This is a genomic window from Parvularcula oceani (genome assembly GCF_000733125.1).
GTDB classification, from domain to species: Bacteria; Pseudomonadota; Alphaproteobacteria; order Caulobacterales; family Parvularculaceae; genus Parvularcula; species Parvularcula oceani.
Genome location: NZ_JPHU01000001.1, coordinates 162366 through 187909, shown reverse-complemented (window position 1 = coordinate 187909; position 25544 = coordinate 162366). Strand labels below are relative to the sequence as shown.

17 protein-coding genes and 1 pseudogene are annotated in these 25544 nt (G+C 65.1%); 12 read left to right on the top strand and 6 right to left on the bottom strand.

The features are described 5' to 3' along the window. Window positions 1-109: 109 nt before the first annotated feature. The 10 genes and pseudogenes from IE88_RS18595 (at window position 110) to IE88_RS0100845 (ending at window position 10608) form a co-directional block, all read left to right on the top strand. The gene (locus IE88_RS18595; RefSeq protein ID WP_238319239.1) at window positions 110-784 is read left to right on the top strand and encodes a hypothetical protein; all 675 of its coding nucleotides are present in this window, start codon (window positions 110-112) and stop codon (window positions 782-784) included. A 101-nt stretch (window positions 785-885) separates the two neighbouring features. Next, window positions 886-2502 (top strand): ATP-binding protein, encoded by a 1617-nt coding sequence (locus IE88_RS0100890; protein WP_051881322.1) that lies wholly within the window; start codon window positions 886-888, stop codon window positions 2500-2502. 47 nt (window positions 2503-2549) lie between these two features. After that, on the top strand, window positions 2550-4577 hold the full coding sequence (locus IE88_RS17735; protein ID WP_162178275.1) for a Druantia anti-phage system protein DruA: 2028 nt from the start codon (window positions 2550-2552) through the stop codon (window positions 4575-4577). A 337-nt stretch (window positions 4578-4914) separates the two neighbouring features. Further along, window positions 4915-6258 (top strand): hypothetical protein, encoded by a 1344-nt coding sequence (locus IE88_RS0100875; protein WP_156032275.1) that lies wholly within the window; start codon window positions 4915-4917, stop codon window positions 6256-6258. Window positions 6259-6528: 270 nt separating this feature from the next. Beyond that, on the top strand, window positions 6529-6912 hold the full coding sequence (tnpA, locus tag IE88_RS0100870; protein WP_162178274.1) for an IS66-like element accessory protein TnpA: 384 nt from the start codon (window positions 6529-6531) through the stop codon (window positions 6910-6912). Further along, the gene (gene tnpB / locus IE88_RS0100865) at window positions 6909-7268 is read left to right on the top strand and encodes an IS66 family insertion sequence element accessory protein TnpB (RefSeq protein ID WP_031549137.1); all 360 of its coding nucleotides are present in this window, start codon (window positions 6909-6911) and stop codon (window positions 7266-7268) included. Before tnpA ends, tnpB begins: the two co-directional genes overlap by 4 nt. Before the next feature lie 91 nt (window positions 7269-7359). Next, window positions 7360-8904 (top strand): annotated as a pseudogene (gene tnpC / locus IE88_RS16140) (IS66 family transposase). Window positions 8905-9007: 103 nt separating this feature from the next. Further along, window positions 9008-9433, top strand: coding sequence for an organic hydroperoxide resistance protein (locus IE88_RS0100855; RefSeq protein ID WP_031549135.1), 426 nt, complete (start codon window positions 9008-9010; stop codon window positions 9431-9433). 10 nt (window positions 9434-9443) lie between these two features. Then, the gene (locus IE88_RS18790; RefSeq protein WP_051881321.1) at window positions 9444-9935 is read left to right on the top strand and encodes a MarR family winged helix-turn-helix transcriptional regulator; all 492 of its coding nucleotides are present in this window, start codon (window positions 9444-9446) and stop codon (window positions 9933-9935) included. Between the two features lie 40 nt (window positions 9936-9975). Continuing rightward, complete coding sequence (locus IE88_RS0100845; protein ID WP_031549132.1) at window positions 9976-10608, top strand: glutathione S-transferase family protein; 633 nt, start codon at window positions 9976-9978, stop codon at window positions 10606-10608. Window positions 10609-10885: 277 nt separating this feature from the next. Here the strand turns inward: IE88_RS0100845 and IE88_RS17730 are convergent. Beyond that, window positions 10886-11634, bottom strand: a protein-coding gene (locus tag IE88_RS17730) for an IS5 family transposase (RefSeq protein ID WP_238319253.1) whose coding sequence is annotated in 2 segments (ribosomal slippage) — window positions 10886-11314 and window positions 11317-11634 — 747 coding nt in all. Because the reading frame shifts where the segments join, the coding sequence is not laid out codon by codon here. A gap of 638 nt (window positions 11635-12272) precedes the next feature. Between IE88_RS17730 and dnaE the strand changes: the two genes are divergently transcribed. Both dnaE and IE88_RS0100820 read left to right on the top strand, forming a co-directional pair. Beyond that, window positions 12273-15713 carry a DNA polymerase III subunit alpha gene (dnaE, locus tag IE88_RS0100825; protein WP_031549127.1) on the top strand — a complete coding sequence of 1147 codons (3441 nt, stop codon included), beginning with the start codon at window positions 12273-12275 and terminating at the stop codon, window positions 15711-15713. 201 nt (window positions 15714-15914) lie between these two features. Further along, window positions 15915-18608, top strand: a complete 2694-nt coding sequence (locus tag IE88_RS0100820) for a M14 metallopeptidase family protein (protein ID WP_031549124.1) — start codon at window positions 15915-15917, stop codon at window positions 18606-18608. Between the two features lie 86 nt (window positions 18609-18694). Here IE88_RS0100820 and IE88_RS0100815 read toward each other — a convergent pair whose 3' ends face one another. The 5 genes from IE88_RS0100815 to lysA form a co-directional block, all read right to left on the bottom strand. Beyond that, a complete protein-coding gene (locus IE88_RS0100815; RefSeq protein ID WP_031549121.1) occupies window positions 18695-21763 on the bottom strand; it encodes a TonB-dependent receptor domain-containing protein in 3069 nt (1022 codons plus the stop codon). 253 nt (window positions 21764-22016) lie between these two features. Then, the gene (truA, locus tag IE88_RS0100810; RefSeq protein WP_031549119.1) at window positions 22017-22760 is read right to left on the bottom strand and encodes a tRNA pseudouridine(38-40) synthase TruA; all 744 of its coding nucleotides are present in this window, start codon (window positions 22758-22760) and stop codon (window positions 22017-22019) included. Window position 22761: 1 nt separating this feature from the next. Beyond that, window positions 22762-23691 (bottom strand): methionyl-tRNA formyltransferase, encoded by a 930-nt coding sequence (gene fmt, locus IE88_RS0100805; protein ID WP_031549116.1) that lies wholly within the window; start codon window positions 23689-23691, stop codon window positions 22762-22764. Between the two features lie 3 nt (window positions 23692-23694). Then, window positions 23695-24210 carry a peptide deformylase gene (def, locus tag IE88_RS0100800; protein ID WP_031549113.1) on the bottom strand — a complete coding sequence of 172 codons (516 nt, stop codon included), beginning with the start codon at window positions 24208-24210 and terminating at the stop codon, window positions 23695-23697. Window positions 24211-24267: 57 nt separating this feature from the next. Further along, the gene (gene lysA, locus IE88_RS0100795) at window positions 24268-25542 is read right to left on the bottom strand and encodes a diaminopimelate decarboxylase (protein ID WP_031549110.1); all 1275 of its coding nucleotides are present in this window, start codon (window positions 25540-25542) and stop codon (window positions 24268-24270) included. Window positions 25543-25544 lie beyond the last annotated feature (2 nt).

Genomic DNA, 25544 nt, shown 5'->3' with positions numbered 1-25544 from the left:
TGGCCGCGCGTTCACCCGTTAGGGTGGTTGAAGAAGACTAACAGCTCGAACCAGTGCAGGACGCGGCCAACGCGCCGTCTACGCCCCTCCGGAGCGCTGCATCGACTTCGTGCTGAACGAAGATGATGCAGTCGCGAAGGAGACGACGGTGAACAACCGTAAGAATGACTGGACCCTTGCGGTCCGACTGGAGAGATACGTCCGCGGACAACAGCCGTTGGACGCAGCACTAATCACTGATGTGGAGCGCTATGCCCTCAAGGTCGCGCACAGAGTGCGCGGGATAGACTGGGCTAGACGGTACGGTGATGACGTCCGGCAGGAAGTGTGGCTTAAGCTACTAGAGTGGCGTGGCGGCTCGATCCGCGGTTTGCCTGCGAACCGGCGTTATATGATCCGTCAGGCCAGTCTGGCAGCGATCCGTGCGATCGGAAGCCAGTTCGTGGCGCCAGGCGAACGGACGCGAAGGCATGGGGAAGACGTCGCCTACAAGTTCGACGCGGACGCCATAGGAGCCTTTGTTTCCGTAGTTACGGAACATGGTCCGCAGTTGGCAAGCGCGCCTGATCCCCAAGCTACTGCGGCGTACGATCGTCTAGAGTGGCAACTCACGTTTGTTCGCATCCTGCGCGGTCATGCTTCGCACCAAGTGATCCAAGCGCTCGTGGACCTGTTGGCGAACGACAACACGCTTCAAGACGCGGCCAGAGGAGCGGGCCTTTCCAGGGACGCTCTCAACCGACACTTGAAGGCGTTGCGCGCCGTAACGGCGGCCGCAGCGTGAACGGGCCCAGACAGAGTGGGGGAGGGCGAACTAGAACAGAAGTCCAGCGTCAGAGTGAGTACGCCGCAACGGCTGCCGAGAAGCGCAAAATCGGTCTCACCATGCCTGAGGCTTTTGTTCGAGGTATCCGCGACATCGGTTACAGGTCCAGTGCAGACGCGATCGCGGAGTTCCTAGACAACTCGATCCAAGCCTACGCTGAGCGAGTTGAGGTCGTCCTTGGTCCGCCCGGTAACCGTGGCCGTCCCGATAGCATGGCCGTCATCGATGACGGCCATGGCATGCTTCCCGAGATGATTCGCCTGGCCGTCACGTGGGGCGGGACACACCGGGAGGGGGACCGAGTAGGTCTTGGTCGTTATGGTTATGGCCTGCCGTCCTCCGCTGTTAGTCTCGGGCGCCGTTTTACGGTCTATTCCAAACCTCCCCACGGGGACCTCTACGCCGTCACGCTTGACCTCGACGACCTCGCCGAGGGTGCCTATCACGACAAAGAGGGGGACATCGTGGTCCCCATCGCCGAACGCGCGCGGCTGCCGTGCCATCTCCAGGAAATTATAAGAACGGCTTGGTCGGACGGATGGCACGCCGGCACAGTCGTGCTCATAGAAAAACTCGATCGGCTTCCTTGGCCGGGTCGGACGCGGTTCGTTGAGCGACTCACACAGCGCGTAGGGGTGACCTATCATAAGCTGCGCGACCGTACGGACCTCTACGTAGATGGTACGTATGTCGAGCCGATCGATCCTCTCTTCCTGACAGGGGGACAGGCCTTGTTCGAACTCGATGACGACAGAGCAACGGCGTTCGATTCAATCAGACTAGAACTCAGCGCACCGGACACTGGCGAATACCTCGGCGCGATAACGGTGCGCTATGCCTGGCTCCCACCGAGTTTCGGTTCGAAGGAAAAAACTCGTGATGCGGTAGGTTTGAATGCGAACGAGCGTTTCGATGTCATGAAGACATACCATGGAGTCCTATTCAGTCGGAATGGCCGCCTCGTCGACGTCCAAGCCCGGACGCCATGGACCAGCTTCATCAACAACGACCGCTACGTACGCGCTGAGGTCGAGTTCTCGGCTACTCTCGACGAGCAGTTCGGTGTGACGACGTCAAAGCAGCAAGTCACCGTTTCCGACTTTGTGTGGGATGCGTTGCAGGCGGCAGGGATGCCAAAGGCGATCGAACAACTGCGCGCACGTGTCCGCCAGGCAAAAGCGGCGCGGTACGCTGCCGGGCTGCGCGAGAGTGGTAGGACGGGACAGGTCGCGAGCGAAGTCGTCTTACTTGCCGATCGAGAAGCAACGTCATCCGCGAGCGTGTCGCGTTGGGATCGATCGGTCTCCATCGAGCACGACCCGGCCGCGCCGTTCTTCTGGATGTCACGATCAGAAGGACGGGCGGACCAACGGGTGCTTCTCCTGCACCTCAACGCGGCTCATCGCTTCTACGAAGTCCTGTATGACGGGCCGCAAACAACGGCTGCCAGCCGATCGGCGCTTGAGGTACTACTGTTCACCATGGCGGACACGTTTCTCGACCCGAAAGGTGAAGTATCTGGTTACTCCGATGAGATCGCTGCTAGGGATGCGGTGAAAGAGTGGTCTGGAAGACTCGACTACGCGCTGGCGTTGATGGCGCGCCATTTCGTGCGAGAGCCGGCTGAGGAGAACGAGGAGTTCGGGCTACTGGCGTGGGCGGAAGAGTCTGCTTAGCGTGCCGTTCGTCCCGGACGATGAGATCCGGGTCCGAGACGGAGGAAATGATTAGCCAGCGCCTCACCAAGGTCGAGCCGATTCGCGAACTCGTCCCCTTCCTGGGGGCCAGCGAGCGCGCTCGCATAGGAGCTATCTTCGGCGTCGCGCCGACAGGCACGACGAGTTTCGCATCGGAACTGCGCGATCTCGCCAGGCGGCATGCTGGCGATCCGTCGAGCTCGCGACTACGCGCATTTTGTCTGGTGGCAGCGGACCTCTGCGAGCAAGGCTGGGCCCTCAGTTTCGAACACGACCGGGTCGTGTTCGAAGCGCCGGGCAGTGCTTTGCTTGACGGCGAAGACCGGGACGCTGCCAAGGAGCGTGTCAGGCGCGCATTGCGCCGAGGGCGGTTCGAGCAACTTGCGGAACCCTCAACCCGCGCCTTCTTGCGCAGGGTCGAGCGACGTAAGGATCGCGGCACAGGTGGGCTCACCTCAGTTGCTGACCTTGTTGACGACGGCCGCGACCTCGCAAGGGCACTCGAGGAAGCGAACGCCGTACCGTCCGACGAACGGAAAGATGCACTTGCGCGAGTCATCGATCCTATCGTTGAAGTCTGCACTCCTGAAGCCAGATGTCCGGAGACCGGTCTGCCGCTCCTCGATATCTGGCGCTACTTCCGGCATACTTGGGCACATGAATATCGATCTGTGCCCGGACGCCAGCTATGCTTCCTTGTACGTAACGCAGCGCGCCCAAATCGGCCGGTTATGGGCATTGCCATGCTTGCAAGCCCGGTCATGCGGTTATCGGTCCGGGACAGTTGGATCGGCTGGCTGCGTGACGACGCCCAGGCCCGAATAGAGAACGGGCATTGGGGTAGCCGATCGTTCGCTCGGACCCTGCGAGAGCGCCTCGATGCCTCGATCGCAGAAGTTCGAAGCGATGACCTTCTGACAGAGCAGGAAATTGCTGAGCCTACGGACGCTATCGTTGCACGGCTTGAGCAACGTGCCGCGGGCGCAGCGTTCGAGCGCGAACGTCAGCTTCGCGCCTACCATGAGGCTTGCCAAGAAAGCGGTGAGAAGCCGAAACCCCAGCGCGGCATTCGCGTGGATGGTGCTGCTGGCGACGTCGATTGGATCGCCGCGTCTGAAGACCTTCTCTTTCTGCGCAAAAGGGCGGAGGTGCTCGCAAAGTTGCTTGCTGCTCGCATTGCTTTTCAGAAAGCAGAACTCACTGCCCGTCCGACTCAGGCTCTGAAGCGTCTGTTCTCTGATTCAGATGGGCAGCGGGCGATCGATACGGTGCTCGCAGAGTTTCGCAAAGCCGGGCTATCGAGCCAAGTAGCCGATTTAAGTGTATGCGGCGCGGTGGCGCCCTACAACGAGTTGATCGGCGGTAAGCTCGTCGCTCTTTTGATGACATCAAACGAAGTCCGCCGCGCCTACGCCACTCGATACGGTGGACAGGTGAGCGTGATCGCATCGCAAATGGCCGGTCGGCCGATCAGGAAGCCAGCGAATCTACAAGTTCTCACAACGACGAGTTTGTTTGGCGCTTCCTCAAGTCAATACAACAGACTACGCCTCAAAGCTGAGCAACACGGTGAACTCCGATCGGATATTAGATGGAGGAAGATTGGGCGAAGTCTCACGCAGGGTTTCGGTACACTACATTTGAGCAATCATACATTCGCTGCCTTGAGCGAGATCGCCCTTGAACGGCACAGCGCGAGGCGGGTGAACAACCGCTTTGGAGAAGGGACGAGCCCACGCCTCCGGCAAATACGAGAAGGACTGGAGGCGCTCGGTTTGCGAGCGAATAACGTCTTAAACCATGCGACGCCAAGGATCTTCTACGCATGTGAGTTGGGGCATGGTTCGGCCGACGCATTAGTTGGCATGGGTAAACCGTCGCGAAGGGGCGCTACGACCGCGGCTATTAGTACTGCATGGCGCGACCGGTGGCTAGCGCAGCGCGCTCGACGCGCTGAGACGCTCGCAGCGTTGGCTTGCCTCGGTCCCGCCACGGTGAAGGCGAGTCTTCATGCTGATGTTGACGGGCAACTCGCCCTCGAGATGGAAGGCTAGTCGCCACGGCAAAGATCGCTGTCGAAGTTCGCTTGGCACTTTAGTTCGAAACCGCGCTTCCGATTTGGCGCGGAGCTGAAGCTACTACACCCGCAGCCCATGCCATTGCGTTGAGAGCGCTACTGGCGGAATTTGGCAGCTACAGTCGTTGTATCTGGGCAACGAAGGTCGCATGTTCGTGCTACGTTCTAGGAGGTCGAAATGTCTGCGACGCCCACGTTTCGTAACCGATCGGGTTTGGATTTCACCGATATATCGAGTGAGAAATGGCGCGATTATACATTCTCGGACGGGACCACGATCCGCGTTGACGAACCGTTGTGCCTGAACGTGACGGATGCCGGCCATCGCATCTTCGATAGCGCTGGCATCTCTCATTTCATTCCATTCAAATGGACGCACCTTCGATGGGAAGCAAAGGAAGGGCAGCCACATTTTGTCCTCTGACGCGGAGCTGCGCCGGGAACTCGCCGGAGAGATTGCACGAGACCGAAAGCAAGTGAACTCCGAGGGCGAAAGTCCACGGTGCTGGGTCTTCTGTTCTTCTGGATCCCGACGGCTCTATCTCGAAAACGTAGTCCGAGCACTCGCTTTACCGGAAGGTAACGTCATACAGTTCCGCTACGAGAGTGCGATCGTCAGTAACACCTTCAAGACTCTGGCGAAGACGGATGAACTGGATAACGACGTAGCTTATCTCAGCTACTTAGATGACACCGACCCATCGAAGGATCCAATCATCTTCCCCGTTCGCGAGGCTCGCATCGTCGAGGTCAATCAGCGTGGAACGTCGTACATCATCAAGTTGGAAGTCCTTCGATACATAAATTGGGATGCTGACGGACAGAACGATCTGTCACGCTACCCCGCGTCCCGCACAATCGATGAGTTGCCCGGTTGGAAGCCGGAGCAGGGGCAAGAACTTCAACGCAGCGGTTCTTGGGTCGCGGAAACTCATCAGTTTGATGATCAATGGTTTGGCGACACTACCGCTGATGCGAACGGCCGATTAGCCGCTTTCGAATCGACCGTGCGGGCACTTGCTGAAGGCAATGCCTTCAGAGATGGCAAGTATCTCTTCACGAGCGTTGTCGGTCTCAAAGAGCTTGCAAACGGCTCGAAAGTCGAAACCTCGTTGCGGGCTGGGAGTTCCTACGAGCTTTCGCTCTACCACTATTTGGGAAGGACGAATTCGCATGCAGATTGGGAACCGTTCTGGATTGAGGTCCATTCCGAAAGCGACTTCCTGACGTTCGATACGCCGCCCGTACACAAATGCGAGGCGGAGTACGATGAGGTTCCATTCGTCTTTCGAATAAAAGACGAAATGCCCGATCGGTTAGTAGGGCTAAACATTAGCGTTTATAGTAGAATAAGTAATGGTGATCGCTTCGACATCAGCCAAGTTCGGCTTCAGTTTAACGTGAAGCGTGCAGTTGGTTACCGGTTCATCCGGGCGGCGCTGGTAGCAGTCGGTATAGCTGGTGCTCAGATGGTCGCCCTGAGCTCTTTAGATCGACTCGATATCCCCACCGGCTTTGTGGTTATAGCCTTGGCCTTGTTCGCCGGAGTTGCCACGGTGCTCTCGGTGGGTGACTTGCAGCTGGCGAGTGCTGCGGTCGTTCGGTGGTTAGGGCGAATTAGGCGGCTGGATCCTCGTAGGCGAGTCGACCAAACCTAGGGGCTCGTCTTGGTGTGTCTGCGGAAAGTGGGCAGGGACGCGGCTAGGGAATCAAAGCGCGTGGAACGCGGATATAGCGAACGGCGGATAGATAGCTCCTCCTCCGCACCACCAGTCCTCCGTTACAGAGTGGGGTTCCTCCGCAAAGGCCTCCTGCCAAAGGCGAATTCCTAGTAAGCGTCCGGCCATCACCGCCTTACGGACCTGCTGCGCCTAGGGTTACTCAGTAGAAGTTCTACTGAGGAGGCTACGCGCGGGTGGATGGACGGGATGGTGGTGATCGAGGGGCGTCGTCGCCGGCACTGGCCGGAGGCGGTGAAGCGTCGGATCGTCGAGGAGAGCGAGGATCCGGACGTGACGGTGTGCGAGGTAGCACGCCGCCACGAGCTCGGGCCGGGTCAGCTGTTCTCATGGCGCAAGACGTTCCGCGAGCGCGACGGTCGGGTGCCGTTCCGAAGCGAGCCGCTCGGCTTCGTCCCCGTCGAGGTGGCGCAGCCGGAAGCCTTGCCCGGCTCGAGCGAGAGGCCGAGCGACGCTGCGGGAGCGCGCGCTGATCGGATTGAGATCGTACTTGCAGGCGGGCGTCGTCTTTCCGTGCCGATGTCGATCGACCCAAAGCGGTTGGCGCGCCTGGCGAAGGCGCTCGAGGCATGAGCCTGAGCTTTCCCGTCGGCACGAAGGTATGGCTGGCGGCGGGCGTCACCGACATGCGCCGGGGCTTCGACGGGCTCACGGCGCAGACGGTATCGGTGCTGAAGGAGGATCCTCTCAGCGGCCACGTCTTCGTCTTCCGCAACTGGGGTGGCGACCGGGCGAAGGTGCTATTCTGGGACGGTCAGGGGATGTGTCTCTTCTACAAGCGCCTGGAACGCGGATCGTTCGTCTGGCCGCGAGCGAAGGACGGCAGGGTACAGGTCACCGCGAGCCAGCTGGCGAGCCTTTTGGAGGGGATCGACTGGCGGCTGACGCGGGCACCGCCCGCCGCGCCGCAGCCCACCCTGGTAATGTAGCGGCAGCGCCGACGGGCCCTCGACTGCATCTTCCGGCTCGCTCTTTTACATCGCTGGTTCCGTGGACTGACGAAGCGGGGTACGCTTTGGCATGCCTACCAAGACGGCCCTTCGTCCGGCAGCAGGTTCCGTCCCCGAAGCGGATGCGCTGCCGGACGACGTGGCGGCGTTGCGCGGCCTGATCGTCCACCAAGCGCTGATGATCAAGAAGCTGAAGGCGCAACTCGCCACCCTCCGGCGGCACCGCTTCGGCACGAAGAGCGAGGCGCTGGACCAGCCCGAGCTCGCCATCGAGGAGATGGAGGAGGCGCAGGGCGCGGCCGAGGCGGCAGGTGACGCCGGTGTCTCCGATGGTAGCGAGGCCGATGCGGCTGCAACCAGGCGCCAGCCGAAGCGCCGCCCGCTGCCCTCGCACCTGCCCCGCGAGGAGATCGTGCACGCTCCGGACAGCAGCTGTTCCAACTGTGGCGAGCCGATGCGGCCCCTTGGGCAGGACGTCCGAGAGGTGCTGGACTACGTGCCCGGACGCTTCGTCGTGCACCGGCACGTCCGTCCGAAGCTTAGCTGCCGGGCCTGTGGCACTGTCGCTCAAGAGCCAATGCCGTCCCTGCCGATCGAGCGGGGTACGCCGGGACCGGGGCTGATCGCGCACGTTCTCGTCTCGAAGTACGCCGATCACCTGCCGCTCTACAGGCAGGCGCAGATCTACGAGCGAGAAGGGGTGAGCCTCGACCGGTCCACCATGGCGGACTGGGTGGGGCGATCCGCCTCGCTGCTGCACCCGCTCGTGGACGCGATCGGCAGGCACGCGCTCGGCGGCGCGGCCCTCTTCAACGACGACACGCCCGTGCCGGTGCTGGACCCCGGCCGCGGACGCACGAAGACCGGACGGCTTTGGGCCTACATCCGCGACGAACGTCCCTGGGCAGGCCCGGCGCCGCCCGCCGCCTTCTATCGCTACAGCCCCGACCGGAAGGGCGACCGGCCAGCCGAGCACATGAAGCCCTTCTCAGGCATCCTGCATGCCGACGGCTATGCCGGCTACGACCGGCTCTACGGCGAGCGGACCGGCATCGCCGAGATGGCGTGCATGGCCCACGTCAGAAGGAAGCTCTTCGACATCGCCCAAAGCACGGGCTCGCCGGTCGCGAAAGAAGCGCTCGAGCGCATCGCGCAACTCTACGCCGTCGAGAAACAAGCGCGCGGCCTTCCGCCGCACGAACGGCTCGCGCTGCGTCAGCGGGAGGCGGCGCCTGTCATGGACGATCTGCGCGCCTGGATGGACGGCACACTGGCGCAGCTGCCCGGACGCTCGAGCCTCGCCTAGGCTCTCCGCTACGCCATCACCCGCACGAAGCGGATGGCTCCTTACCTGACCGACGGCCGTAGCGAGTTCGACAACAACGCCGCCGAGCGGTCCATGCGGGCCCTCGCCCTCGGCCGGAAGAATTACCTCTTCGCGGGCTCCGATGCCGGCGGCGAGCGCGCTGCCTCGGCCTACACCCTGATCGAGACCGCCAAGCTGAACGGCGCCGATCCGCAGGCCTGGCTGACCGACGTCCTCGGACGCATCGCCGACCACCCGATCAACAGGATCGATGAGCTGCTGCCCTGGCGCTTCGCCCCAGCCGGCTGACGGCGATCACCGGACGCTTACAATAGAGGCACGACGGATGGACTGCATCTACATATATAGGTAGCCATATAATGGCTTCGCATTTAAAAAGGGGATTTCCGCGATGAGCGCACTTTATACCACCAAGGTCACTGCCACTGGCGGGCGCAGCGGGCGCATCGCCAGCGACGACGGACTGCTCGAACTCGATCTCGCCATGCCGAGCGGCCTGGGCGGCAAGGGCGGTGCCACCAATCCCGAACAGCTGTTCGCCGCAGGCTATGCCGCCTGCTTCGGCAATGCCGTGATCCATGTCACCCGCAACACCCACAAGATCGCTGATGACGACGTGACCGTGATCGGCACCGTCTCGCTGGCTCCCAACGCCGATGGCGGCTTTGCCCTGTCGGTAGCGCTCGACGTGGCGATTGCCGGCGTCGAGCAGGGCACTGCGGAAAAGATCGTCGATCAGGCGCACAAGGTGTGTCCCTATTCCAATGCGGTGCGCGGCAATATCGAGGTCGAACTCTCGGTTCGGGCCGACGCCTGAGAATCCGCGAATGACGGACGATCGCCATCCGTCGGCACATGAGGGGGATGAATTGCTGCACCTCGACCGCCAGCTCTGCTTCCCCCTCTATGCCGCGACCAACCTGCTCCAGCGCCTCTATCGCCCGATGCTGGAGCCGCTCGGCCTGACCTATTCGCAATATCTGGTGATGCTGGTCCTGTGGGAGCGCGAGCCGGTTACGGTGGGCGAGTTGCAGAGCTGCCTGCGTCTCGATGTCGGCACACTAAGCCCGTTGCTGAAACGCATGGAGCGCGCCGGGCTGGTGACGCGGATACGCGACCCGCGGGACGAGCGCCGGGTGCTGATCGCGCCGACGCCGCGGGGTCGCGACCTTAAGGTCGACGCGCGCGACATTCCCCATGCGCTGGCCAAGCAGATCGGGGTCGAGCCAGAGCGGCTTCACGCCCTGCGCGAGCTGACCCAAGCGCTAGTCAGACAGCTTGGCGAGGCCGCAGAGCAGGAAAATCATCCCACCGCCTGATCATTCCACGCCCAGTCACATTCTCAAAAAGGATTTCCGCATGATCGTTGTCCATCACCTTGAAACATCGCGCTCGACGCGCGTCCTCTGGCTGCTTGAGGAACTGGGGCTCGAATACGAAATGCATCGCCACGCGCGGATCAACGGTCGGGCGCCCGAAAACCTCAAGCATATCCATCCGCTGGGCAAGGCACCCTTCATCGTCGATGGCGATCTGGTGCTGGCCGAATCGAGTGCGATCCTACGCTACATCGATGCCCGCTATGGCGGCGGCCGGCTTTCCCCGATGGCTGGCACCGCCGAGGGTGCGATGCACGACCAGTGGCTTGACTTGGCCGAAGGCTCGGCAAGCTTTCCGCTCCTGCTGCCGCTGCTGGGTCAGATGATGGGCGGATTGCCCGATCCGATGGCGCAGTTCGCCGCGGCCCGGGCCAAGGACCTGCTTGCCTATATTGCCGAGGGCGTGGGCGAAGGGCCTTACCTGATGGGTGAGCAGCTCACGCTTGCCGACATCCAGATGGTGTATACGCTCGAAATGGCCAAGATGGCCGGGGCGCTCGATGCCTATCCGGCGCTGCAGTCCTATCGCGACCGGCTTCACCGGGAACCGGGCCTCATCAAGGCTATAGAGGCGGGGGGGCCGTTGGTGCCGTCCAGCTGGGCACGGGATTGAATTACTTGCTACGCAAGTGACAGCAAAAGTGGCTGGCGAAGATTTGCCTCGGATTGATCTGCGCCTCTTGCGGTAGTTCGTTGCCGTCACCGAGGAGCTTCATTTCACTTCTGCGGCCAAGCGGCAACCGCTGGCGCAATGTACTGTCGACGTCGATCGTCCACGCCGGCGCGGGCTGTCCACCACTGCCACATTGGTAGGCGCGGTTGGTGCGGCCAGAGTTTACGATAGGCGATACCTATCGTCGACGCACTCAATTCCTAGGGCGGCGACTCAATCAGAGCCAGAAGGCGACGAGGGTTGCGAGTGCGGCGGCGGAGAAGAAGTTGCGAGCGAGGCGGTCGTAGCGGGTGGCGACGCAGCGGAAGTCCTTGAGGCGGCAGAAGGCGTTCTCGACCAGGTGCCGGTCGCGATAGCGTCGCTGTTCATGATGGACGGTCCGCTTGCGGCTTGCGCGTCCTGGGATGACGGGCACGACGCCCCGGCCGCGCAACTCGCAGCGTAGGCCGTCCGCGTCGTAGCGCTTGTCGGCGATCAGGTAGCGGGCGCCGCCCAGGCGCGGCAGCAGGTCTGGGACGGCCTTCACGTCGGCGACGTTCCCTGCCGTTAGGGACAACGCGAAGGGCCTTCCGATCACGTCGCAGAGGACGTGGAGCTTGCTCGTTTGTCCGCCTCGCGAGGGGCCGATGCCTTGTGTCCTCGCCCCCCTTTTCCGCCGTGGGCCGAGCGCTGCGCTTTGACGTAGGTGCTATCGACCTGGGTGCTTCTCGTCACCGCTCCCGTCTCCGCGAGGGCTTCGAGCAGACCGATCCAGAACCTTCGCCGGGACCAGCAGCGGTTGAAGCAGTTGTAGATCGTCGTCGGCGGGCCGTACTCGCGAGGCACGTCGCACCACCGACACCCCGTCTTCAGCACGTGGACGATGCCAGAGATCACCCGCCGGTCATCGACCCTTCGGGCACCTGGCTGGTTCCTCGGCAAGTGCGGCTCGATCGTGGACCACTGCTGATCGCTCAGCCAGAACAGACCCTCGGACGGTATGGCACTCTCCCATCGCCCCGCCCAGAGCGGTAGGAAACACGGACCCGCAGCGCGATCAACCCACTGATCGGGTTTTCACCCTAGAATGTTTGTGTAGCCGATTGTTGTATCACGCATATTCAGACTCGACTGCGAAATTCGAGCACTCAGGAATTCCGATTTAGCGTTCTACGTTTCCATCGGAAATTCTAAGCGCAACTCGACAGAGCGGGACGCGAAGACGCTGCCGTAAACACGGTGTGGAAAACTCTCCCGCTTCGGCTGTACGGAACGGGAACACGCTGTTCATGCATGATATCAGCATGTTGGGTGGCCTGAGGTCCCCATGAGCGTCTGTGGAATCGCCCGCTTCTGCGGAACGTGTGAAGAACATCGATTGCGGAGAGAACAAAGGGGGAATAGGAACGGGGCGGGAACATCGGGCAGAAAGGGAACGAGGGCAATGACGGCAAGAACGATCAAGGACGGGTTCGGCCTCACGGTGCTGATCGCCATGGTGACGGCGGCGACCATGTGGGGCGGCATCGTCGGCTGAGGCGGCATGGCGGGAGAGGGCGGATCGTTCTCCGTTCTGAGGAAAAGTGGGTGAACCGGAAGCCGGCGAATCGCGTACCCCTTGGGGCATGCCGGCCAGCTTCATCCACCTGCACACCCATTCGGCCTTCTCGCTCGCGGAGGGGGCCCTGCCGATCGGCGCGCTGCGGGACGTCTGCGTCCGCGCGAAGATGCCGGCTCTGGCGGTCACCGACACGAACAACCTCTTCGGCGCACTCGAAGCGTCCGAGACGCTTTCCGCGGCTGGCGTGCAGTCGATCACCGGCATGGAAGTGTCGATCTGCCCGGACGACCTCAAGCTTCCCGAGGGCGGGCCGGACGGCCTTCCGCGCGTCGTCCTCCTCGCGCAGAACGAGGTCGGCTATCGGCGCCTGATGGCGCTCGGCTCGCGGGGCTATCTTCAGCCCGCGGCGGAGGGAGAGACCTGCATCCATCTGCAGGATCTCCTGGAGGACACGGCCGGTCTCATCTGCCTCACCGGAGGGCCGAACGGGCCGGTCGAGAGGCTTTACGGCCTCGGGCGGCGGCCCGATGCCGAGGCGCTTCTGGACCGCCTGGCGGATGCGTTCCCGCAGCGGCTCTATCTCGAGCTGCAGCGGCACCCGTCCGGCGAAACCACCGATGCGCGGGGGCGCTACCCTTGGGAGGTGGCGGCGGTGAAGGCCGCCTATGCCCGCGACCTGCCGCTGGTCGCGACCAACAATGTCTATTTCGCCAGGGCGGACGATCATGAAGCGCATGATGCGCTCCTGTGCATCGCGACCGGCTCCTATGTCAGCCAGGAAGACCGCCGCCGCGTCTCGGCCGACCATTACTTCAAGTCCGAAACCGAAATGCTGGCGCTGTTCTCGGATCTGCCCGAGGCCTGCGAGGCGACCGTCGAGATCGCGCAACGCTGCGCCTTCCGCCCGCGCACCCATGCGCCGATCCTGCCGAGCTTCGCCGGCGATCTCGAAGGCGAGATCGCCGAGCTCGACCGGCAGGCGCGCGAAGGGCTGAAGGCGCGCCTGGCCGCGATCGAACTGGCCGCGGAGGAAAGCGCCTATTGGGAACGGCTGGAGCTGGAGCTCGGCATCATCAACCAGATGGGCTTTCCGGGCTACTTCCTGATCGTCTCGGACTTCATCAAATGGGGCAAGGCGCAGGGCATTCCCGTCGGGCCGGGACGGGGATCGGGCGCGGGCAGCCTCGTCGCCTATGCGCTGACCATCACCGATCTCGACCCCTTGCGCTTCGGCCTCCTCTTCGAGCGGTTCCTGAACCCCGAGCGGGTCTCGATGCCGGACTTCGACGTCGATTTCTGCCAGGACCGGCGCGACGAGGTCATCGCCTATGTCCAGCGCAAATACGGCCACGACCGCGTCGCGCAGATCATCACCTTCGGAAAGCTTCAGGCCCGCGCCGTGCTGCGCGATGTGGGCCGCGTCCTTCAGATGCCGTTCGGCCAGGTCGACCGCCTCTGCAAGATGGTGCCGAACAATCCGGCCAATCCGGTCACGCTGGAAGAGGCGATCGCGGGTGAGCCGCGCCTGCGCCAGGAGCAGCGCGACGACGAGCAGGTGCGCCACCTCCTCCAGACGGCGCTGAAGCTCGAAGGGCTCTACCGCCACGCCTCGACCCATGCGGCGGGCGTCGTGATCGGCGACAGGCCGCTGCACGAGCTGGTGCCGCTCTATCTCGATCCGCGCTCGGACATGCCGGCGACCCAGTTCAACATGAAATGGGTCGAGCCTGCGGGCCTCGTGAAGTTCGACTTCCTCGGCCTCAAGACGCTGACGGTGATCAAGAAGGCCGCCGACCTCATCGGCGGCGGCTTCGAGCCCGCGAAGATTCCGATGGGCTGCGAGACGACCTATGCCATGCTCGGGCGCGGCGAGGCGGTCGGCGTGTTCCAGCTGGAAAGCTCCGGCATGCGCGCGACCCTCAAAGGTCTGAATGCGGACTGCCTCGAGGACATCATCGCCCTCGTCTCGCTCTACCGCCCCGGTCCGATGGACAATATCCCGACCTATATCGAGCGCAAGGCGGGTCGCGAGGCGCCGGATTACCTCCACCCCAAGCTCGAGCACATCCTGCGCGAGACGCACGGCGTCATCATCTATCAGGAACAGGTGATGCAGATCGCGCAGGTCCTGTCGGGCTACAGCCTGGGGGAGGCCGACCTTCTTCGCCGCGCCATGGGCAAGAAGAAGAAGGAGGAGATGGACAAGCAGAAGGTCCGCTTCGTCGCCGGCGCCGAAGAGAACGGCGTCGATGCGGAGAAGGCCGAGAGCATCTTCGAGCTGGTCGCGAAATTCGCGGGCTACGGCTTCAACAAGTCCCACGCCGCCGCCTATGCCTGGATCAGCTATCAGACGGCCTGGCTGAAGGCGAACCACACCGCCGAATTCCTCGCCGCCTCGATGTCGCTCGACATGAGCCTGACCGACAAGCTCGGCGTCTTCCTCAACGAGGCGCGCCGCTGCGGCGTGACGGTCGAGCCGCCCTGCGTGAACCGCTCGGGCTGGGACTTCACGGTAAAAGAGGGCGCGATCCACTACGCGCTCGGCGCGATCAAGAATGTCGGCACCGAGGCGATGCGCCATGTCGAGGAGGTCCGCCGCCAGGGCGGTCCGTTCACGGATATCCACGACTTCGCCGAGCGTGTGGACGGCCGCAGGATCGGCAAGCGCGGTTTCGAGCAGCTCGCGCGCGCCGGCGCCTTCGATGCGCTGCACAAGAACAGGGCGCAGCTCTTCGCAGCGGCCGAGTTCCTGACGCGCTATTCGGCGGCGCAGGCCGAAGAGAAGTCCTCCGCGCAAGGAGGCCTGTTCGGCGGCGGGGAGAGCACGCTCGCCAAGCCCGCTCTGCCCGCCGCCGAGCCCTGGTCGCAATTCGACCGCCTCGACAATGAGCGCGGCTCGATCGGCTTTTATTTCTCGGGCCATCCCCTCGACGATTACGAGGAGCAGCTCGCCGCCAAGGGCGTGAAGGCGCAGGACGTGGTGCTGCGGGAGGCCGAGGGCGGGCGGATCGCCTGCTGCATGGCCGGGATCATCCGCGAGGTGACGCCCCGCCGCTCGCGCTCGGGCAAGCCCTTCGCCTGGCTGACCTGTTCGGACCGCTCGGGCGATTTCGAGCTGACCGTATTTTCCGAGCTGCTCGAGAGCGCCCGCGACCTGTTCGAGCCGGGGGCGCTCCTTCTCTTCACCGTGACGGCGGAGGACCGGGAGGGTTCGGTGCGCCTGACGGGGGAGGGCGCGCGCCGCCTCGACGAGGTCACGGCGCAGCGCCCGGGTTCCCTGCGCATCGTCGTCGAGACGCCGGAGGCGCTTCCCGCTCTGAAGCGCCGCCTCGCCAGCGTTGCGCCCGAGGGCGGCAGGCCGGGCGCTGCGCGCCTTCTCCTTTCGCTGCGCGACCTTGGCTGCGAGGTCGAGCTGGCGCTGCCCGAGCCCGTGGCGGCTTCGGCGGCGGTGAAAGGAGCGCTCAAGACGATCGACGGCATCTCCGCCGTCGAACTCATCCACTGAGGCCTTTCCGCTGCCGGCCCCTCGCGGCCAGGCGGCGGCTCTGGCCGGAAACCCGTTCCCAGCCTCCGGCCCCCGAAGCGGACGCAGGAAGCGGCACGGCCCGTTCAGTGCTGCGCCCCTTCTTGCATCGGACACGCTCCTTGAGGCATCGCAGAGGCGTGTCCCGGCGCCGGGACCCCGAATGGCAGGATTGGAGACTTCGTGATCAGACACAGCCTCGCCCGGGCGGCCACCGTGGTGGCGAGCCTCGCTCTCGCTTTCATCCTTTCGCCCGGCGCATCGGGCCAGAGCTTCATGCCCGGCGTCGATTTCGATCCCGCGATTCCGACCATGGAAGAGGTCCTCGGCACGCCGGCCGGAGAGCGGATCACGCCGCCCGAAGACATCGCGCGCTATCTGCGCGCGCTCGAACAGGCTGCCCCCGACCGCATCGCGCTGCGCAGCATCGGGCGAAGCTGGCAGGGCCGGGAACTGCTCTATGCCGTCATCGGATCGCCGCAGCGCCTCGCCGACCTCGACGGCCTGGCCGAGGGCATGGACCGCCTCGCGGACCCGAGGACGGTCTCGCCCGCGCAGGCCACAGCCCTGATCGAGTCCCTGCCCGGCACCGCATGGCTCACTCACGGCGTGCACGGCGACGAGATTTCCTCGTCCGACGCGGCCCTGATGACCGCCTATCACCTGCTCGCCGCGCGCAACGATCCCGTCGTCGAAGAGATCCTCGAGAACACGGTCGTCTTCATCGACCCCGTTCAGAACCCCGATGGCCGCGCCCGCTTCGTGCACGGCTACTATGACACGCTCGGCCTCGAACCCTCGGGCAGCCCCATCGCCGCCGAGCGCAACCAGCCCTGGCCGGGCGGGCGGACGAACCACTATCTCTTCGACATGAACCGCGACTGGTTCGCGCTGACGCAGCCGGAAACCCGCGCGCGGGTCGCCGCCTATCTGCGCTGGCATCCGCTCGTGGTCGTCGACCTGCACGAGATGAGCACGCGGGGCGGCTATTTCTTCTCGCCCGAGGCCGAGCCCTACAATCCCGACATCACGGCCGATCAGCGCGAAACGCTGCGCCTCATCGGACGGAACAATGCGCGCTGGTTCGACCGCTCGGGTTTCGACTACTACACCCGCGAGGTCTACGACGCCCTCTATCCGGGCTATGGCGCCGCCTGGCCGCTCTTCCACGGCTCGATCGGAACCACCTATGAGCAGGCGAGCGCCCGCGGCCTGACCGCCGAGCTCGGCAATGGCGAGGACATGTCCTATGCCGACACGGTCCGGCATCACTTCACCGCCTCGATCGCGACGCTTCAGACGGTGGCGCGAAACCGCGAAGCGCTTCTGCGCGATTTCTACGCCTATCGCCTCTCCGCCCTCGAAGAGGGGAAGACGGGCGAAGTGCGGGCCTTTGTGATCCCGCGGCAGGCCGATCAGTCGAGCGCCGACAAGCTCGCCGGCATCCTCGCTATGCAGGGGGTCGAAGCGCTCAGGGCGGAGGAGGCCTTTTCGGCCTGCGGACAGACCTATCGCGCGGGCGCCTATGTGGTGCCGCTCGACCAGCCGGCCGGCCGCCTCGTCAGGACGCTTCTCGCCGAAGACGTGCCGATGGACGCGTCCTTCGTGGCCGAGCAGGACCGGCGCCGGCAAAAGGGGCTGGGCGTCGAGATCTACGATGTGACCGCCTGGTCGCTTCCGCTGATGTACAATGTCGAGGTCGATGCCTGCGCGGAGCGGCCGGAAGGGGCCTTCGCGCCCGCGCAGCCGAGCCTCGTCGTGCCGGGCGAGGTCGAAAACCCGCGGGCCGAGTTCGGCTTTCTCGCCCCTTGGGGCACGACCGCCTCGGCGCGGCTTCTCGCGACGGCCCTGCGCGAGGAGCTCGTTCTGCGAAGCAGCGATGAAGGCTTTACCCATGAAGGGCGCGATTATCCCGCCGGGACGCTGATCTTTGTGCGCAGCGAGAACGAAGACGGCCTTGGCCGCCGCCTCGCCGCGCTCGCCCGCGAGACCGGCGCGGAGGTGGTGGGCATCGACGCCTCCTGGATCACCGCCGGCCCCAATTTCGGCAGCCGCAATGTGGAGCGGTACACGCCGCCGCGGATCGCGATGGCATGGGACCGCCCGACCTCTCCCACGGCGGCGGGGGCAACGCGCTTCGTGATCGAACGCCAGCTCGGCTATCCGGTGGAGCCTGTGCGCACTGCGGACCTCCTCTCCGACGAACTCGATGCGTTCGACGTGCTGATCCTGCCGGATGGCCGGGGCTACATGTCCGTGCTCGGAGAACCTGGCGGCGAGGCGCTCCGCGGCTGGGTGGAGCGGGGCGGGGTGCTGATCGCAATGGACGGCGCTGCGCGCTTCGTGGCCGATCCTGCATCCGGCCTGTCCTCGTTGCGTCGCGAGAAAGCCTTCGCCGAGGAACCGGCGGAAGAGGGGGGCGGCGAAGAGGAGGAGCCGACCGTCGCCGGAACGCGGCTCGGAGACGAGGCGGCACGGATCGCCGCTGAAGCTCCCGCGCAGGCAGCGCCCGATGCCGCGCTCGGCGCCCTCTTGCGGGCGGAGCCCGATCCGGACCACTGGCTGGCGGCAGGCCTCGCGCCGACCCTGCATGTCCTGACGAGCGGTTCGGCGATCTACGCGCCGCTGCGAGGCGATACGGGCACGAATGTCGTCAGCTTCGCCGGCCCGGAAGACCTCCTCGCCTCGGGCGTGGTCTGGGAAGAGACCCAGCGCCAGCTGGCCTACAAGCCCTTCGTGACCGTCGAGCCTCTGGGGCGGGGGCATCTGATCGTCTTCACCCAGAACCCGACGACGCGCGCCTATCTGGACGGGCTGAACGTGCTGGTCGCCAATGCGATCTTCCGCGGCCCCGCCCATGCCGATCCGGTGCGCTAGCGCCTCTTGCCGGAGCGGACGGACAAACGGCGCCGGACCGTGAACCGATCCGGCGCCGCATGTGGCGTCAGGGCTCTTCGCCCGTCCTAGAAGGACAGGTTCGCACCGAGATAGAAATAGCGGCCCCGCGGTCCCGCCGGACGCGACAGCGTCGCGATATAGGGCTCGCGGTCGAAGGCGTTGTTGATGCCGCCATAGATTTCGATGTCGTCGCGGAGCACATAGCCCGCCGAGAAATCGTGCACGAAGGAATCGCCGGTCTCGGTGATGTTGGAGAAGAGGTCGCCCCCTTCGCCCGACAGGTCGTCATTGGTCACCCCCGGCGTGAGCTGCGAGGATTCGTAGCGGCCCCGCCAACCGAGCGAGAATGCGCCATAGGTCCAGTCCGCATTGAAGTTCGCGATCCAGTCCGGGTTCGCGAACTCGCCCTGGACATCCGTAACCTCGTCGGGCGCGGTGGGGTCGCGCACCTCGTCATTTTCGATGAAGTGGGTCCCAAGCGTGCTCAGGTCGATGCTGCCGAGATCGCTGCGACCGAAGAGCGGCGGGATGTCGAAGCCGTAGCGCACGGTCCAGTCGACGCCGGAGGTCTCGACGCTGCCCAGATTGACCTCACCGGCGAGGAAGCCGGTGATGAAGCCGTCTTCGGGATCGCGGAAGATCTGATCGCAATACTGATTGTCGATCGTCGGCAGGTCGACGCAGTTCCCGGCGATGTCGAAGGGATCCAGCGTGTCGATCAGGCCTTCGATCTCGATATTATAATAGTCGAGGATCACCTGAAGCCCATCCAGCCTGCCCGCCGGTTCCCATACCGCGCCCACGGTGAAGGTGTCGGCCGTTTCCTCCTCGAGATTGGGGTTGCCGCCGGACTGGCCCGGCACGAAGGCCGAGTTGAACTCGGTCGGATCGAAGCCCGGCTCGACGAACTGATAGCAGTTCTGCTCGCGGTACTGCGATCCGAACCCGATGAAGCCCGGCCCGCACGGGTCCTGCGTCGCCCCGATGGAGGCGGGCTGGAGCGGAGAGAACAGCTCGTTGATGTTCGGTGAGCGGACGGCCTGGGAGACGGTGCCGCGCAGGGTCACGCTCCTGACCGGCTGGTAGCGTCCGCCAACGGTCCAGGCGGTCGTCTCGCCGATGGTCGAATAGTCCGAATACCGAATCGCGCCGCGCAGCTCGGCATATTCGGCCCAAGGCATTCCGGCGAGGAGCGGCGCGTTCACTTCGAGGAAGCCCTCGGAGACCTCGTATTCGCCGCCCGAAGGCAGGGTCGGCCCGGAATTGTTCGAGCCGAAGGTCAGGCCGGACTGGACGAGGCCGTCGGGCAGGAATTCGCTTTCCTCCTCGCGGTTCTCATAGCCCAGGACGAAGGCGACGGGACCGCCGGGCAGGGAGAAGACGCCCTCGGTGTCGCCCGAAACCGAGGCGAAGAAGACGCGCTGGACGATCTCGTTCGAAGACACCGTCGGCAGGAAGGCGAAGGCCGCGCCTTCCTCGCTGATCGCGTCGGCGCCGAAGATGTTGATCGGCACGCATTGTCCGTCGCCCGGATCGAAGGTCTGATAGGCCCCGTCGATCGCGGGATAGTCCGGCCCCGGAATGGGAGCGCTGGGATCGACCTCCGAGCGGCAGACGACCTCGCCGCTCACGGGATCGCGCACGGCATCGATGGCGGCGAAGAAGCGGTCCTCGATGCGGGTCCGCTGGTTGGTGACGTCCGCGTCGGTGCGGCCGTAATTATAGGAGACCTCGTAGTCGAGCGTGGTTCCGGGGATCTGGCCTTCAAACCCGCCCACGATCCGGAAGGTCGCCCGTTCCGCCTCGGGAGAGGGGAGGGCATTGGCGTCGAGCGTGTCGCGCGAGATCGACAGGAGCGGGGTCAGGCCATCGCCCTGCAGCGCCGAGATCTGGTCCTGGAGAGCGGCCGGAATGAAGGGGTTGTCGATCGAGATCGGGATGTCGTCGTTGAACCCGTTCACCTGGTTCGACTCCAGCGTGGACGTATAGGCGTATTTCGCGTCCACGAAGAGGCGGAGGTGCTCTGAGAACTCGTAGCCGGTGCTGGCATTGAACAGCACGCGTTCCGTCTCGGGCAGGATGATTTCGATATCGGGGTCCGTTGGGACCGCATCGCCGCCGATGGCCTCGAACGGACCGATGAAGACGTCGCCCGGATTGTAGGGGCGGAGCTGGCCGTCCGCGACGACCTGGCATCCGGGAAAGCCCTGAGCGCCGATCGCGACGCCGCAGCCGAGGGCGCCCCCGCTGCCGAGAACGTAGGAGAAGGCGCTGGGCGGCGCATCGGTCGTGCCGAGCGCGATGATGCCGTACTGGCTCGAGATCGGCAGCGTCCGGTCCGAAACATAGGTGTTCGAGAATTCGGGGCTGATGCCGAGCGCTTCGGCGACGGTCGGATTGTTCGACACGAAGGTGGCGAGCCCCGATCCGGCGAAGTCGCGTTCCGCCGCGGTCACCGCTTCGGTCTTGTTGTATTCGACAGCGAAGACGAAGTCGCCGCGGCCTTCGTCATAGGCGAAGCCGTTGGCGAAGGAGGCGAAGAGCTCCTCCGCGTCGCCCTCATCGGTAAGCCCGCCCTGGATGCGCATTTCCGGGCCGTCGAAGGAATAGCCGTCCCGCATGACGAAGTTGACGACGCCGGTGACGGCGTCCGCGCCATAGATCGAGGACGCGCCGCCGGTGAGGATGTCGACGCGGTCGAGAAGGGCGGTCGAGATCGTGTTCACGTCGACCGCGCCGGTTCCCGACACGCCCGCCACGTGCCGCCGTCCGTCTTCGAGAACCAGCGTGCGTTCCGTGCCGAGGCCGCGCAGGTTGAGCTGTCCGACGCCCAGCGCTCCGCCATTGAAGGCGGAGAACGTGCCCGGCAGCGATCCTTGAAGAGCAGGCGATTCGCGCAGCAGCGCCGTGATGTCGGTCTGCCCGGAGGTGACGATATCCGCCGCGCCGAAGGAGGTGACCGGGCTCACCGCCTCCACCGCATTGTCCGTGGCGATGCGCGATCCGGTGACGACGATCTCGTCACGCAGCTCCCCGCCTTCGCGCGCCTCCTCGATCGCCTGCCCCCAGGCCAGCGCGGGTAGAGTACTCAGCATGGTGGCGCTCAACAGGCTGGAAAGCTTCAGAGGTGACATAAACGTGCTCCTGGTTGTGCATCGCAGCAAGAGTAAGATGACGCGCACGTTAGGAGGCAGAGAAAGCCGCAGGCAAGCTGATGGTCGCGAGAAACAGTGCGGCCGCGAAGCGGCGTGGCCGATTGTGGCAAAAACGCATCACAAATTCGCGAATTTTGAGCGTGAGGAGACGGCAGGTGCCTGGCTTGTGGCGTCCTGCGGTCCGGATGGCCGAATCATCTGCCGATCTGTCACCGGCCGGGGCGGCAGGCTCTCAGCGCTGGTAGGTCGCCGCCACGAAGTAGAGGCCGCGTGAGGGGGCGACCGGGCCGCAGGCGGATCTGTCCCGCGCCGCGAGCGCGTCTTCGACAGCCTCGGGGCGCCAGCGTCCCGCGCCGACCCGTTCGAGCGTGCCGGCGATCGAGCGCACCTGATTGTGCAGGAAGGACCGCGCGGCGAGGCGCAGGTGCACCTCTTCGCCCGCCCGTTCGACCTCGACCGCGTCCATCGTCTTCACGGGGCTGTCCGACTGGCAGTGCACCGAGCGGAAGGTCGTGAAGTCGTGCCGCCCGATGAATGCCCGGGCCGCTTCCGCCATCGCATCCGCATCGAGCGCCACCGGCACGTGCCAGACGCGGGTCCGGTCGAGCGCCGGGGGCGGGCGGCGGTCGAGAATCCGGTAGAGGTAGCGGCGGCCCGTGCAGGAGAAGCGGGCATGGAAGTCGTCCTCCGCCTCCTCCGCCGTCAGAACCGCGATCGGCGCCGGGCGCAGATGGGCGTTGAGGGCGTCGCGGACGGTGCGGGCGGGGAAGGCCTTGGCGAGGTCGATATGCGCGCTCATGGCGAGGGCGTGGACCCCGGCATCGGTCCGGCCGGCGCCTACGACGGGGGCGGGAGCGCCCGAAAGCGCCGCGCCTGCCTCTTCCAATGCGGCCTGAACGCTCGGTCCGTTCTCCTGGCGCTGCCAGCCGACGAAGGGCGTGCCGTCGAACTCGACCGTGAGGCGATAGCGCGGCATGTCAGCCGAGGCGGTCGCCGGGCCGAAGCGGATTGCCGCGCAGGAAGGCTTCGGCGTCCTGTGCGGCCTTGCCGGCACGCTGCACGCGCAGGAGGCGCAGGGCGCCTTCGCCGGTCGCGACGGTGAACGCGTTCTTCGTCTCGAGCACCGCCCCGGGCTCGGCCTCCGGCGCCTCAGTCTCCGGCGCGCCGAGAAGCACCTTCAGGCGGTCGCCGCCGGGCAGCGTCGTCCAGGCGCCCGGAAAGGGAGAGAGACCGCGCACCTGACGATCGAGCTCCGACGCCGGACGGCGCCAGTCGATGCGGGCCTCTTCCGGCGTGATCTTGCGGGCATAGGTGACGCCGTCCTCGTCCTGGGGCACCTCTGCGAGGCCGCCGCGCTCAAGCGCCGCGAGCCCGCGCGGCAGGAGGTCCGCGCCGGTGCGGCTGAGCTTGTCGTGAAGGCTCGAATAGGTCTCGTCAGGCGCGATGGGCACGGTCTCGGAGAGGAGGATCGGTCCCGTGTCGAGCCCGGCTTCCATCCGCATGAGCTGCACGCCGGTGACCTCGTCGCCCGCCATGATCGCCCGCTGGATCGGCGCCGCGCCGCGCCAGCGGGGCAGAAGCGAGCCATGCAGGTTCACGCAGCCATGCTCGGGCGCATCGAGGATGTCCTGCGGGAGGATCAGGCCATAGGCGACGACGACCCCGACTTCGGCGCCGAGACCGGCGAATTTCGCCTTCTCCTCCTCGCTCTTGAGGCTGGTCGGCGTGCGGACCGGGATGCCCTGGCCCTCGGCGAAGGCGTGGACGGGGGAGGGGCGCTCCTTCTGGCCGCGCCCCGATCGGCGCGGCGGCTGGCTATAGGCGCAGACGACCTCGTGGCCGGCCGCGATCAGCTCGGCGAGCGCCGGGACCGCATAGTCCGGCGTACCCATGAAGACGATGCGCATGGATCAGGACGCGGCGGCGAGCCGCTCCTTCTTGAGCTTCTTCATGATGCGCTCGCGCTTGAGGCGCGAGAGATGATCGGTGAACAGGATGCCTTCGAGATGGTCCATCTCGTGCTGGATGCAGACCGCGAGGAGGCCGCGCGCTTCGAGGCTCTGCGGCTCGCCGTGATAGTCGAGATATTCGACGCGGCAGGCATCGGGCCGCTCGACCTCTTCGTAGAAGCCCGGCACCGAAAGGCAGCCCTCTTCGTAAGGCACTTCCGAATCGGACGGATCGTGGATTACCGGATTGACGAAATAGCGCGGCTGGGGCGGCTCGCCTTCGCCTGCGAGGTCCATGACGATAATCCGCTGCGGCACGCCGATCTGAATCGCGGCGAGGCCGATGCCCGGCGCCGCATACATCGTCTCCAGCATGTCATCCATCAGCGCGCGCGTCTCGTCCGTCACCGCGTCGACGGGCTTGGACACCTCGCGCAGGCGCGGGTCGGGGGCAGTCAGGATCTCACGTACAGCCATGCGAGCGAGGTAAGATCGAAGGGCGCGCTGGTCAATCGGCAGGCGCGGCCCGGGGCCTCACCCGATCCAGTCGGGCACGTCTTCGAGCGCCAGGATCTCCTCATAGCTCGGGCGGCGGCGGATCACGGCCCAGCGCTCGCCATCCACCAGCACTTCGGGGATGAGCGGGCGGGTATTGTACTGGCTCGCCTGCACCGCGCCGTAAGCGCCCGCCGTCTTGAAGGCGTAGAGATCGCCCGGCCGCGGATCGGCGAGGGAGACGTCCTTGTCGAAGAGGTCGGTCGATTCGCAGACGGGGCCGACGATGTCATAGGGCGCGGCCTCGCCCTCCCGCTCGGTCACCGGCAGCAATGTATGCCGGGCGCCGTAGAGGGCGGGGCGCATCAGGTCGTTCATGCCCGCGTCGAATATTGCGAAGCTGCGCGCGGACTGGTGCTTGGTATAGAGCAGGCGGCTGACCATAAGGCCCGCATTGCCCGCGATCATCCGGCCCGGCTCGAAGATCAGCTGCACGTCGAGTGGGTCCGTGACCCGCCGGATCGTCTCGACATAGGCTGCGGGCTCGGGCGGCGTGACGCCGTCGCCATAGGGGATGCCGAGGCCGCCGCCGAGATCGAGCCGCTCGATCCGGTGGCCGAGGGCGCGCAGCCGCGTCACCATCTCCGCCGCCCGCCGAGCCGCAGCCTCGAAGGGCGTCAGGCTGGTGATCTGCGAGCCGATATGGACATCGACGCCCAGCGCCGCGATGCCGGGCAGGTCGCGGGCGAGGGCGAAGACCTCCTCGGCGCGGTCCCAGGGAATGCCGAACTTGTCGTCCTTGCGGCCGGTCGAGATGCGGTCATGCGTGCCCGCATCGACATCCGGATTGACGCGCAGGGCGACAGGCGCCTCGACGCCGCGCGCGGCTGCCACCTCGGACAGCGCGCGCAGCTCCGCCTCGCTCTCCACGTTGAACTGATGGATCTCCGCGTCGAGCGCCGCCGCCATTTCCTCGCGGGTCTTGCCGACGCCCGAAAAGACGATGCGCTCGCCGAGGATTCCCGCAGCCAGCGCCCTGGCGAGTTCGCCGCCCGATACGATATCCGCCCCCGCGCCTTCCTTGGCGAGAAGGGTGAGGACGGCGACATTGGACAGCGCCTTCACCGAGAAAGCGGTCAGCGGGGCGCCCGCGCTGCCGCCGAGGCCCGCAAACCCTTCGGCGAAGACCCGGTAATGCCGGCGCAGGGTCGCGGCGGCATAGACATAGAAGGGCGTGCCGACCGCCTCGGCGATTTCGGTCAGCGCGACGCCTTCTGCGCAGAGAACGCCGTCCTTGCGGGTGAAGTGATCCATGT